The 12,124-nt window shown below is 37.0% G+C and carries 13 protein-coding genes and 1 other annotated feature; of the genes, 11 read left to right on the top strand and 2 right to left on the bottom strand.

Features of this window, described 5'->3' with window-relative positions; all coding sequences use genetic code 11:
• The first annotated feature begins 90 nt into the window (after positions 1–90).
• From R8923_RS06610 to R8923_RS06565, 10 genes are all read left to right on the top strand, one after another.
• Entirely contained in the window at positions 91–384 is a 294-nt protein-coding gene (locus R8923_RS06610) for a WXG100 family type VII secretion target (protein WP_485871981.1), read from the top strand.
• 80 nt (positions 385–464) lie between these two features.
• Positions 465–869, top strand: a complete 405-nt coding sequence (locus R8923_RS06605) for a DUF1310 family protein (RefSeq protein WP_485871963.1) — start codon at positions 465–467, stop codon at positions 867–869.
• A 72-nt stretch (positions 870–941) separates the two neighbouring features.
• Positions 942–2,123, top strand: a complete 1,182-nt coding sequence (locus R8923_RS06600) for a hypothetical protein (protein ID WP_485871962.1) — start codon at positions 942–944, stop codon at positions 2,121–2,123.
• Positions 2,124–2,127: 4 nt separating this feature from the next.
• Positions 2,128–2,499, top strand: coding sequence for a hypothetical protein (locus R8923_RS06595; RefSeq protein ID WP_485871961.1), 372 nt, complete (start codon positions 2,128–2,130; stop codon positions 2,497–2,499).
• 128 nt (positions 2,500–2,627) lie between these two features.
• A complete protein-coding gene (locus R8923_RS06590; RefSeq protein WP_485871960.1) occupies positions 2,628–2,894 on the top strand; it encodes a hypothetical protein in 267 nt (88 codons plus the stop codon).
• A 377-nt stretch (positions 2,895–3,271) separates the two neighbouring features.
• Positions 3,272–4,216 (top strand): DUF4822 domain-containing protein, encoded by a 945-nt coding sequence (locus tag R8923_RS06585; RefSeq protein WP_485871959.1) that lies wholly within the window; start codon positions 3,272–3,274, stop codon positions 4,214–4,216.
• Between the two features lie 265 nt (positions 4,217–4,481).
• Positions 4,482–5,423, top strand: coding sequence for a beta-ketoacyl-ACP synthase III (locus R8923_RS06580; RefSeq protein WP_485871958.1), 942 nt, complete (start codon positions 4,482–4,484; stop codon positions 5,421–5,423).
• Positions 5,424–5,675: 252 nt separating this feature from the next.
• Complete coding sequence (fabF, locus tag R8923_RS06575; protein WP_485871957.1) at positions 5,676–6,917, top strand: beta-ketoacyl-ACP synthase II; 1,242 nt, start codon at positions 5,676–5,678, stop codon at positions 6,915–6,917.
• Between the two features lie 117 nt (positions 6,918–7,034).
• The gene (locus tag R8923_RS06570) at positions 7,035–7,475 is read left to right on the top strand and encodes a MarR family winged helix-turn-helix transcriptional regulator (RefSeq protein WP_485871956.1); all 441 of its coding nucleotides are present in this window, start codon (positions 7,035–7,037) and stop codon (positions 7,473–7,475) included.
• 12 nt (positions 7,476–7,487) lie between these two features.
• Positions 7,488–7,904 (top strand): organic hydroperoxide resistance protein, encoded by a 417-nt coding sequence (locus R8923_RS06565; RefSeq protein ID WP_485871955.1) that lies wholly within the window; start codon positions 7,488–7,490, stop codon positions 7,902–7,904.
• A 40-nt stretch (positions 7,905–7,944) separates the two neighbouring features.
• Here R8923_RS06565 and trpS read toward each other — a convergent pair whose 3' ends face one another.
• Positions 7,945–8,937 carry a tryptophan--tRNA ligase gene (gene trpS, locus R8923_RS06560; RefSeq protein ID WP_485871954.1) on the bottom strand — a complete coding sequence of 331 codons (993 nt, stop codon included), beginning with the start codon at positions 8,935–8,937 and terminating at the stop codon, positions 7,945–7,947.
• Positions 8,938–9,009: 72 nt separating this feature from the next.
• Positions 9,010–9,220: a binding site (T-box leader), on the bottom strand.
• A 46-nt stretch (positions 9,221–9,266) separates the two neighbouring features.
• Positions 9,267–9,614, bottom strand: a complete 348-nt coding sequence (locus R8923_RS06555) for a DUF3899 domain-containing protein (protein ID WP_485871953.1) — start codon at positions 9,612–9,614, stop codon at positions 9,267–9,269.
• Between the two features lie 637 nt (positions 9,615–10,251).
• Here R8923_RS06555 and R8923_RS06550 point away from each other — a divergent pair.
• Positions 10,252–11,931: a peptide ABC transporter substrate-binding protein gene (locus R8923_RS06550; protein WP_485871952.1), complete on the top strand. Its 1,680-nt coding sequence runs from the start codon at positions 10,252–10,254 to the stop codon at positions 11,929–11,931.
• The last annotated feature ends 193 nt before the right edge of the window (positions 11,932–12,124 follow it).

Below are 12,124 nucleotides of genomic sequence, written 5' to 3'. Positions count from 1 at the left end.
CAAAAAATTTACAAAATCTACATGGACGGTAAAATAGTAGTATGTTATATTATAATTGTAAGAAAAATACATAAACAGGAGATGAATGATATGTCTGGACAAATTAGAATGACCCCGGCAGAACTTCGCGACCGTGCAAAAACGTATGGCACAAGTGCGCGAGATATTGAACAATTATTACAACGTTTATCCCAAACACAAGAACAGTTACGCAGTGAATGGGAAGGGCAAGCGTTCGCACGTTTTGACGACCAATTCAATCAACTAAAACCAAAAGTGACAGAGTTCGCGAATTTGATGGATCAAATCGAACAACAACTTCAAAAAACGGCGAGTGCAGTGGAAGAACAAGACCAACAATTGTCGCAGAATTTTGGATTTTAATTTTAAAAAAGCGCCTCTTATTGTACATTATAAGAGGTGTTTCTTAATATAAATAGAGAAAAGGGGCGTGGAGCGACAAAATGAAAAAGACGCTAATAATTATTATAAGTATTATGCTAGTTATTGTTATCGGAATTGGTATAAAAATAGGAGTTGATAAGCATATGCAAAATGAACAAGAAAAAGAAATGACGGAAATTGTACATAGTGAGGAAGCGAAAAGCATTTTTGAGCATAGTTTAAAGAAATTAGATAGTAAAGCTTTAACAAATCAAGGGGTTATCAAAAGCTATCGAGTTAACAACGAAACTATAAAAGCTAATCCAATGGGCGGCATCAATGGGCAAATATATGTAAATGATGACAAAAATTTATATATTAATTTTAACCTTGATAAAGATAGTTCAGGGGATTTTGATACTGATATTGTTTCAAGTATAGCAGGTGAACTTTCAAGTGAATTGGAGTTGAAACAAAGTGAGTAAATATACAGATAAACAAAATGTTAAAATTGCAAAAAAGAATATGATAAGGTAAAAGTCGGAGATGATTATATTGTGAAGGGAAATACTGTATCAGGGAAAGTCTCCCAAATCATCGACAACAAAGCAACAGGCGAACAGACCTATATTATCACAAACGGAGGAAAGAAGGTAACCGCCAATTCGCCACTTTCCGAACGTGAAAAGGTTAAAGAAGTAACAATTCTCTATCGCGGTTCTTCAGCCCCTAATGAAATGGGCTTGGGTAAGCCAGATATAAATAACGATGTTGCGGCGGACTGGTTTCAAAATGATGTACCTACCGCCACTATGATATTGATGGGAAAAGGAAAAGCTACCCCCCAATTAAAAAGTTCGGCGGAAACTTTAAAAAAGACATTGAATACCTATCCCAATGCTAAAGGATATGTATATGCGCATTCTCTGGGGGGAATGAATGGGAGCTATGCCATTGCCGACTTAAGTAAAGAACAACTCAAGCGAATAGGCGGAGCTTACTTGTACCAATGCCCCAATGTTTACAATCTTCTAGATGCCGAGCAAAAGAAAACCGCTGATGCTTTCACAGCCTCAAATAAAGGTTTTATCTATGCTGATCTTCTCGACGTTGTGCCTTTGGGGTACGGTGAAGATAAAAAGGCGGTTGGAAATGTTCTTTTTGTGGACGGGAAAGACACAGGGAGCATGGGCAAACAACACATGTGGGGAGGATACCAGTTTGACAAAGACGGCAATTTGAAATTAACAGAAGCAGGGAACAGCAAAAAAGCCGCAGTACTTCAAGCGGAAGGGTTGAAAGATGTAGCTAAGCTTAAGAAAAAACTTAGCGCAAGCGGAGGCGGGCTGACATCATCAGAAGAAAAATTTCTCGAAGCATCAGAGGCATTCGTTTACGTTCGCACGATGCAAATGGAAATGAAACATGCTTGTGAGGGGTTAGAAAAGCTCTATAAAAAAGACATGGAAAATGCCCGCGAACTTTGGAAGAAAACACATTCAGATGCAAGACACTACGGAGATTCACTAACAGAAAATGAAATTATTGAGGCGTTGGCGGACGGTGGGGCAACAGAGGAGAAAATAAAACTTAAGCCCATTGAGAAACGTAAAAGGAAATTAAATAAACTGAAAGAAATTGAAGAAGATTATACTAAAGTCATCAATCAAATACAACAGGCTATTAATGAAGTGATTGAAAAAGATCAAGAACTTGCGCGAACAATTGCAGAGGGGTAACCATTTGGACATATCAAAACAAGCAATCTTACAACGAATAGACCACTTAGAAGAGGACCACAAACGAGAAACTAGACGAATAGAAGCGAAAGAGGAAGAGGTTCGAGAAACAAATCATCAATTTTCTAAAAGGCTAGATGACAAAGCCAATCGCTTGCGCTTTATTGTTTCGGAATATGACCCTGAAAGCATTCCGCCACTTTCCCATGGCTATAATATGATTAGTCATACGCAAGACGAGGTTAATTATATTGTACGAAGTGAGCTGGAAACACTTGAAAACAAGCGAGAAGAGGCAGATGGACAATATAGAAAAGAGGTTGAACGATTAGAGGGGGAATTATTCAAGAAGAACAGAGAGGAGGGGGCGGAATAGTTGAAACGTGAAGGTTTATACACGACCTTACAATCAATCAGTTATGCCAAAAAGTGACTAATGGTGAGATGAAAAGAGATTACTAGATGAACTATTGAGGACTAATCAAGAAAGAGAGGATTACCCGCATGAGCAACCCAATAGGTGATGCCTTAGGCGAAGCAGAAAAAAAGTTAGACAAGTTACTTATATCTACTTTTACCGCAAGCCACGCAGTTGCAAGCGCTGAAAATAGAGAGCAGTTAACCGAAGAAACAGAAAAAGAAAAAATTAAAACTTTTAAAGATAAAAATAAAAAACAAATGAAGAGCCTTAACCGTGCGATTAAGGGGAAATGGTTCGACTCGGCAGAAAAAGCGCTGAAAGAGGCTAGAAATAAGTTTGAAGACATTTGACGCGTTAGCATAGACTATCGCTTTTTTTGTCTATCTTCCTATTGAAAAGTGGTTAATTGTGAAATTGACACGAGGGAATTATAAGCAAATAAAAACAGGCTACTTTGATGTTTATTCAGCAGCCTGTTTATTTATTCGTTCCGCGCTTTGAGGCTTGCTCCTCATTTACCCTTGTTTTTTAGTTTTAAATATTTTTAAATAGATATTCACAAATTGTTATCATGCCGTAAATTATTGATATGACTTGATTTGTGATATAGAATAATAGTAAAAGAAGGGTATGGGATTTTTGTTCATAAAAAGTTTATTTTTTCTTTAGTTGTAGTTTAGTTTCTTTCGGTAAGATGACGATAGAAATAAATAAAGGAGGAAAAATAATGAATAAACAAGTAAAAATAATGGGGGCATTTTTGCTCGGAACAACCGTGCTATTTACAACAGCATTCGAGCAAACTTCTTTTGGCGAGACAAAAAACGTTGAAGCGAAAAAATACGACCAGGCGGTTTCAGGGAAAAAAGCAACACAAATATTAGGGAGCACAAACTGGCAAGGCACAAAAGTTTATGATGAAAAGGGGAATGACCTTACAGCAGAAAATCAAAATTTTATAGGTTTGGCAAAATACGAGTCTGAAACCGGACGATATGAATTTTTTGATGCTAAAACCGGAGAATCAAGAAACGATGCGGGAACTTTCTTTATAACAAACGATGGGAAAAAACGCATTTTAATTTCAGAATCACTAAATTATCAAGCCGTTGTGGAGATGGAAAAGATTAATCGTGACATGTTCACTTATAAACGCATGGGGAAAGATAAGGAAGGCAAAGACGTGGAAGTCTATGTAGAGCATGTTCCGTACAAAGGGAAAGAATTACAATTTACAAAACCAGATAAACAACTAAATTCACAAACTGGAAGAATCTTGAAATATGTTGATGGAGACAAAATTTTAGGGAACCGACTTTGGAATGGTACAAAAGTTTTAGATGAAAAAGGAAATGATGTAACAGCACAAAATCGTAACTTCATAAGTCTAGCCAAATTCGATAGCAAAACAAATAAGTATGAATTCTTCAATTTACAAACGGGAGAAAGTCGGACGGACTTCGGTTACTTCGATGTGTTACATGGAAATAAAATTCGTGCACACGTTTCAATTGGGACAAATAAATACGGCGCAGCGCTTGAGCTTACTGAATTAAATCCAAATAAATTTACGTATAAACGCATGGGTAAAGATGCGGCAGGAAATGATGTTGTCGTTTTTGTAGAGCATAAGCCGTATAAAGGACAATTTAACCCAAAATTTAGTTTTTAATCGCGTTTAAGAAAATGATCAATAGGATAGCAGTCATTAAAAAGAGCAGTTAATTTTAAAAACTAACTGCTCTTTCTTTACTTTTAAAGTGAAAGAACTTCTAGACGCGCTCTTACAACGTATTTTAGAAGGTTCAATAAGTTTTGGGAAGACACATCAAGACGAATTTCTTTGTATATAGAAAAACAATACAATTGCTAAACAGCTTAATATCTGTTAAAATTAGTACCAGGTCATAAAGACAGCTATATATGGAGGAGAAGCAATGAACGCAGGTATTCTAGGAGTAGGGAAATATGTTCCTGAAAGAGTATTAACAAACTTTGATTTGGAAAAAATGATGGAAACATCTGATGAATGGATTCGAACACGTACAGGAATTCAGGAAAGACGAATTGCACGTGATGATGAATATACACACGATATGGCTTATGAAGCAGCTAAAAAAGCAATTGCAAATGCTGGGCTAACGCCTGAAGATATCGATTTATTTATCGTAGCTACTGTAACGCAAGAAGCTACTTTCCCGTCTGTCGGAAATATTATTCAGGACCGTTTAGGTGCTAAAAATGCAGCGGCAATGGATTTAGAAGCAGCATGTTCAGGGTTTACGTATGGTGTTGTAACTGCATCCCAGTTTATTCAAACCGGGGCTTATAAACATGTTGTTGTTATCGGTGCGGATAAGCTATCCAAAATTACCGATTGGGATGACAGAAGTACAGCTGTATTATTTGGTGATGGTGCTGGTGCAATTGTGATGGGACCAGTTTCTGAAGATAAAGGCTTATTATCATTTGTTTTAGGTTCAGATGGTTCTGGCGGGAAATATTTAAATTTGAAAGAAGAAAATGACAAATTATATATGAACGGACGTGAAGTTTTCCGTTTTGCTGTGCGTAAAATGGGCGATGCGTCGATGCAAGTTTTAGAAAAGGCGGGATTAGAAAAAGCAGATTTAGACTTACTTATTCCTCACCAAGCAAACATTCGCATCATGGAAGCATCGCGCGAGCGACTTGACTTGCCAGAGGAAAAATTAATGAAAACAGTTCACAAATATGGTAATACATCTTCCTCTTCTATCGCGCTTGCTCTAATTGATGCAGTTGAAGAAGGTCGCGTAAAAGACGGCGATAACTTGCTTCTTGTTGGCTTTGGTGCAGGGTTAACGTGGGGAGCTTTAGTGCTTCGTTGGGGTAAATAGAAGTTCTGATTGTCAACCTAGGGTGTTTTTATGTATAGATAAAGACACCTTTCTTTCATTTGTGGTATAATAAAATCGGCTTGAAATTTGCTTCAAACCAAGCTCTATTTATTTTGTGCAGTGGCCAGTATATTGGCTATATGTTTTTGCTATATTTTTATTTATAATTTTGAAGCAACAAATATTAAGGATGACTCCTGTCAGTTGATAGAAGTTGTTTTTTCATGAGCCCAAAGACAAGGAGATGAGTACATGGAAAGAAGAAGAGTAGTCGTTACTGGTGTTGGAGCAGTTACTCCACTTGGAAATGATGCAGAGACTTCTTGGGAAAACGCGAAAAATGGTGTAAACGGGGTTAAAGAATTAACGCGTTTAAATCCTGATGATTTCCCAGTGAAAATCGCTGCTGAATTAAAGGACTTCGATGTTGAGAAATACATTGAGAAAAAAGAAGCTCGTAAGATGGACCGTTTTACTCACTATGCAATTGCTGGTGCAGAAATGGCGTTAAACGATGCTGATTTTAAAATTGATGATGCCAATGCTGAACGTGTAGGCGTTTGGATTGGTTCTGGTATTGGCGGAATGGAAACTTTTGAAACACAGTATGATACGTATATTAATCGTGGGCTTCGCCGGGTTAGTCCGTTCTTTGTTCCCATGATGATTCCAGATATGGCTTCTGGTCAAGTATCTATCCGTTTTGGTGCTAAAGGGATTAATACAGCAACCGTAACGGCCTGTGCGACAGGTACAAACTCAATTGGAGACGCTTTTAAAGTGATCGAGCGCGGTGATGCCGATGTGATGATTACGGGTGGAAGTGAAGCACCAATTACAAAAATGTCACTAGCTGGCTTTTGTGCTAACAAAGCTCTATCACTCAATCCTGATCCTGAAACAGCCTGTCGCCCATTTGATAAGGACCGCGATGGCTTTATTATCGGTGAAGGTGCAGGAATTGTTATTTTAGAAGAGTATGAACACGCAAAAGCACGTGGCGCTAAAATCTATGCAGAAGTTGTCGGCTACGGTTCAACAAGTGATGCGCATCATATTACTGCACCAGCTCCAAACGGTGAGGGAGCAGCTCGTTCTATGAAGCAAGCACTAAATGATGCTGGTTTAGAACCAGAAAGTGTAGACTATATTAATGCACACGGGACAAGTACAGGCTATAACGATGAATTTGAAACTGCTGCCGTTAAAACCGTTTTTGGCGAACATGCTTACAAACTAGCTGTTAGTTCCACAAAATCGATGACAGGGCACACACTGGGCGCATCAGGGGGGATTGAAGCGATTTTCTCAATCCTAACAATTCGTGATAGTGTAATACCACCAACTATTCATCTTGAAAATCCAGATGAACTTTGTGATCTTGATTATGTGCCAAATGTATCACGGAAGCAAGATGTAAAAGTGGCTATGTCCAATTCATTTGGGTTTGGCGGTCATAACGCAACACTCGTATTTAAGAAATTTGAAGGATAATCATTCAGGAACTTGAACATTGAAGAATGTTCAAGTTCTTTTTTTGAGCAAAATGGTCGCTTTTTGTTAAAAAATTGCTTACAATTAAATTGTGAACAATATAAAGGAGATGGTTTTATGGGAACAAATCATCGATTACTTGATGAGCAGCTATGTTTTGCGATTTATAATGCCCAGCGAAACTTCACAAAATACTATCGAAAAGCGCTCAGCCCCTTTCACTTAACCTATCCTCAGTACATCGTTTTACTCTCGCTATGGGAACAAGACGCGCAGAGTGTAATGGAGCTCGGAGCTCACCTAGACTTAGATAGCGGAACACTTACTCCGTTGCTTAAAAGAATGGAACAAGATGGACTAGTCCTCCGGAACCGTAATCAAAGCGACGAGCGTGTTGTTGTCATCTCTTTGACGGAAAAAGGTAGTAGATTGGAAGAAGCTGTTATCGGCGAAGTGGATGCTTGCATTCAGCAACTGTTTTCTGAACAGGAAGGACAGACAAATTTACTTGCAGATATGAAACGCTTAAATGAAACACTTAAAAGTCATTTAATTTAGGAGGAGAAAAGAATGAAAAAATTGTATGAAACAACGGTTATTAATACAGGCGGCAGAAGCGGGGAAGTGCATTCGGAGGACAATGTTTTTTTCTTTGATATTTCGGCACCAAAGGAACTGGGTGGTGACGGGGGTGGGGGTACGAATCCAGAACAGCTATTTGCTGCTGGGTACAGCTCTTGCTTTAACAGCGCACTTGAACTCGTCATGGGAAAAGCTGGTGTAACTGGCAAAAGTGAAGTAACTGCAACGGTTTCCCTTTATAGTGATCCAGAAGATAACGGGTTTAAAGTCGGTGTGGACTTAGCGGCACATATTGACGGCGTAGACGAAGCGACTGCCAAAGAATTGATTGAAAAAGCCCACCAAGTTTGCCCTTACAGCAAAGCAACACGTGGTAACATCGATGTCACGCTGCAAATTGTATAAGCAAAAAGCCAAAATCAAAATTGATTTTGGCTTTTCTTTTTTAACGGCGTTTGCGACCAAGTCCAATGGCGTTTTCCATTTTTTTAAGGGTCTTATTCGCGACAAAACGAGCTTTTTCAGCACCTTCATCAAGAATTCTATCCAATTCATCCGATTGAAGAAAGTCTTCATAGCGCGCTTGAATGGGCTCTAATTCTTGAACAACAAGTTCTGCAAGGTCGGATTTAAAATCCCCATAACCTTTATTAGCGTACTTTCCTTCGATTGCAGAAATGGAGTCTCCTGTTAAGGCTGAATAAATGGAGAGCAAGTTAGAAATACCAGGCTTACTTTCCTTGTCATATTGCACCACACCAGATGAATCGGTGACCGCACTCTTAATTTTCTTCCTAATCGTGTTTGGTGGATCTAACAAATAGATGGCACTTTTTATATTTTCATCGGATTTACTCATTTTTTTCGTTGGCTCTTGTAAAGACATCACGCGAGCACCTTGTTTTGGAACAAAAATATCAGGCATTTTAAAGATTTCATTATGCTTTTTGTTGAATCGATCGGCCAAGTCACGTGTTAATTCAATATGTTGCTTTTGGTCGTCCCCGACTGGAACAAGATCAGTCTGATAAAGTAAAATATCGGCAGCCATTAGCGGCGGGTATGTTAGTAAACCAGCGCTAACACCAGCTTTACCAGCAGATTTATCCTTAAACTGAGTCATGCGCTCTAACTCACCAATGTACACATTACATTGCAATATCCACGCGGCTTGCGCATGGGCTGCAACTTCTGATTGAATAAACAAGGTCGCTTTTTTGGGGTCTAAACCAACCGCTAAATATAGCGCGGCCAAACTTTTAATTTGCTTTCTAAGTTTTAAGCGGTCTTGAGGCACCGTAATAGCATGCTCGTCAACAATACAGTAGTAACAGTCATATTCATCTTGGAAGCTACCAAACTGTTTTAATGCGCCGATATAATTCCCAAGTGTTAAATCACCACTTGGTTGAATACCAGAAAAAATAACTTTTTTCATCCTAATTTTCCTCCTAAAATTAATATGCGATTGAGAGAATATAAAAACCGTTCGTCCCTAGCAAAAAAAATTGCTAGGGACGAACGGTTGTCCGCGGTACCACCCTAATTGCTTTAAAAAAGCACTCATAAGATAACGGTCTTAAGCCGCCACTTGCTACTAAATGTTCACAAGTAGTTCTCAGGAAGCCCATTCCATTTTGTTCTATGCTTGTTTCCACCAAACACAAGCTCTCTATAAATAGTATATACAAAATGTACTATTTTCCCTCTAACGCATCTATTATAGTAATAATAGTTTATCAAGAAATGGGATAAACTGTCAAACGGTTATTGGTAATAAAACAACATAACAAGAAAGCTTGAGGCAAGGACAATGAGCGAACTAAATAAAATATCGAGATATGGAATGCCTACAAGTTCAGAAAGCATCATATCCGAAAACTCATTTTCTTCTTCCCCTCTAAATTTCCGGGATACTTTACGAAAGCCATCATGCGCGCGGTCAAGAAAACCAGAACGCATAATATAGATGATAAGACCAATTATAAATACACTAAAACCAACATAAAAAGAAAGGTCAATATATTGTAAAAGCGTAAAATTTGGTTGAAAAAGCATAAGAATTAAAATAAGAACTTCCTGAATAATTGTATAAATGACTAATCGTTTTAACAAAAGTATGTCACCTCGCGTTTTTGATTCTTGTATTACTTTAGCATAAAAAAAGAAGGTAGACGAATTTTAATTGATTTTCATAACAAAAAACAGAATATTCTGTCAAAAGTGGACAATTAGTAATAAACGAGTGAGAGACTAGCTTTTCGATGATGTCATGTATTATAACATTTTTTTGTTTTAGAAAATCCCATTATATCAACCTTTTTTATAAAGATTCATAAATTTAATTTATTTTTTAGTATTTTTATATAGACAAGAGCAAAAAAAAAGTATATAAATAAATATAATCCTAAAATTATTCGGGATTAACATCACTTTTTGTTATTATTTTAGTTTTGCTCGGTTTTTGGTTGACGAATTCCGAATTCAAGGAAAAAAAGTTGTTTGACTAAACTAGGGTTATTTTCTGAAAACTTAATCAACGGCATTAAATCTTTCAAATCAATGTACGAATGTATGTGTTATTTGTCAGACTTTTCTTGTTTTTTAGCCGTTGTGAGAATTTTTTTGAAATTTATCACTTTTAGCCTTGATTTGAAAGATTTGGTTAAATCAATTTACAAAGCTTAAAAAACTGGGGTATAATAACAAGTGAAACAATTTTTCAGAAAAATAAAAAAGGGAGGTATATTTAGTGAAAAAATCTAAATTATTTTTAACTCTTGGATTGACACTAGTGCTGAGCTTAGTCTTAGTAGCATGTGGAGGAGGAAATGATTCTTCATCCGACGATAAAAAAGGCTCAGGTGATGGTAAAGCATCAGGAGAACAAGTTCTTAACTTGTCAGAATCAGCTTTAATTCCTTCTGCTGATAGTTCAAAAGCAGATGACCAAGTTGGTTTAAATGTACTTAACCAAACAAATGAAGGTCTGTACGCACTTGACAAAGAAGGCATTCCTGCAATTGCTGGAGCCGCTGAAGAACCAAAAATTAGTGATGACAAAACAGTCTATACCTTCAAATTACGTGAAGATGCAAAATGGTCTAACGGTGACCCTGTAACAGCAAAAGATTATGTTTTTGCTTGGCAACGTGCGGTTAACCCGACCACAGCTGCAACTTATTCTTACCTATTCTCCGCTATCAAAAATGGTGAAGATATTGTAGCAGGTAAGAAAAAACCTGAAGAATTAGGTATTAAAGCAGTAGATGATACAACGCTTGAAGTTACATTATCTAAACCAGCTGCTTATATTAATTCATTATTCGCATTCCCTACGTTCTTCCCATTAAATGAGAAGTTTGTAACGGAAAAAGGCGAAAAATATGCTCAAAACAGTGATAACATTTTATATAACGGTCCTTTCGTATTGAAAGATTGGACAGGAACGAATAAAAAATGGACTTACGTTAAAAATGATAACTACTGGGATAAAGACGCTGTGAAATTGAAACAAATCAATGTTCAGGTTGTTCAAGACCCAGGAACTAACTTAAACCTTTATAATACGGGCAAAATTGACCGTGCGCTTTTAAGTGCTGAGTATTCTGCACAAAATAAAGACAATAAAGACTATACTGTAGTTAATGATTCTTCAACTTTCTATATTAAATTTAACCAAGAACGTAAAGGTAAGAAAACAGCACTTGCAAATAAAAACATCCGTAAAGCACTTGCCCTTGCAATTGACAAAGAAGCGTATGTAAATACTGTTCTTCAAAATGGTTCTAAACCAGCTAATAACTTGGTGCCACCAGATTTCACATTTGATCCTGGTAACAAAGAGGATTATGTAAAAGAATCTGGCGCACACTTAGAATATAATAAAGAAGAAGCTCAAAAAGCTTGGAAACAAGGCTTGAAAGAGTTAGGTGTAAGTAACCTTACTTTAGAATTTACAAGTGATGACACTGAAAATGCTAAAAAATCTTCTGAATTTATTCAAAACCAATTAGAAACAAATCTTGATGGTTTGAAAGTGAACCTTAAAAATGTACCATTTAAAATTCGCTTACAAAATGATCAAAACCAAGATTATGACGTTTCTATGAGTGGTTGGGGTCCTGACTATCAAGATCCATCTACTTTCTTAGATTTATTCCAAACAGGTGGTGCTCAAAACAGAATGAGTTACTCTAACCCTGATTATGATAAAATCTTAAAAGATGCTTCAGTCACTTATGCGGCTGAACCACAAAAACGTTGGGACGAAATGGTTAAGGCGGAACAAATCTTGCTTACAGATGATGTAGCGATTTCTCCACTTTATCACCGTTCAAATGCATACTTGCAACAATCTTATATTAAGGATTTACAAAAAAATCCATTTGGTCCAGACTATACGTACAAAAATACGTATTTGACTAAATAAGTTTTTAAGAAATGCTTGACTTGAGAGAGAGTATATTTCGATATACTCTCTCATTTTGCTGATGTTTTGCGAGACTTATCAAAACGCTTTAACGTCATATTTAAATTTGGAAAAAATAGGTTTTGAGAATATTGTTTTTCATTAACATAGGTTGATGAAGTAAAGGCTCTAATACAATAGACAATTTTTTGAG

The organism is Listeria tempestatis (genome assembly GCF_963575625.1).
Classification (GTDB): Bacteria; Bacillota; Bacilli; order Lactobacillales; family Listeriaceae; genus Listeria; species Listeria tempestatis.
The sequence above is the reverse complement of the archived record's forward strand: the minus strand, read 5'-3'. Positions and strand labels throughout refer to the sequence as shown.

Excerpts from the sequence above, each read along its gene's own strand:
- R8923_RS06610 (WP_485871981.1), top strand. The coding sequence starts at position 91 with ATGTCTGGACAAATTAGAATGACCCCGGCAGAACTTCGCGACCGTGCA.
- R8923_RS06565 (WP_485871955.1), top strand. The coding sequence starts at position 7,488 with ATGAAAAAATTGTATGAAACAACGGTTATTAATACAGGCGGCAGAAGC.
- trpS (WP_485871954.1), bottom strand. The coding sequence starts at position 8,937 with ATGAAAAAAGTTATTTTTTCTGGTATTCAACCAAGTGGTGATTTAACA.
- R8923_RS06580 (WP_485871958.1), top strand. The coding sequence starts at position 4,482 with ATGAACGCAGGTATTCTAGGAGTAGGGAAATATGTTCCTGAAAGAGTA.
- R8923_RS06585 (WP_485871959.1), top strand. The coding sequence starts at position 3,272 with ATGAATAAACAAGTAAAAATAATGGGGGCATTTTTGCTCGGAACAACC.
- R8923_RS06605 (WP_485871963.1), top strand. The coding sequence starts at position 465 with ATGAAAAAGACGCTAATAATTATTATAAGTATTATGCTAGTTATTGTT.
- fabF (WP_485871957.1), top strand. The coding sequence starts at position 5,676 with ATGGAAAGAAGAAGAGTAGTCGTTACTGGTGTTGGAGCAGTTACTCCA.
- R8923_RS06570 (WP_485871956.1), top strand. The coding sequence starts at position 7,035 with ATGGGAACAAATCATCGATTACTTGATGAGCAGCTATGTTTTGCGATT.
- R8923_RS06590 (WP_485871960.1), top strand. The coding sequence starts at position 2,628 with ATGAGCAACCCAATAGGTGATGCCTTAGGCGAAGCAGAAAAAAAGTTA.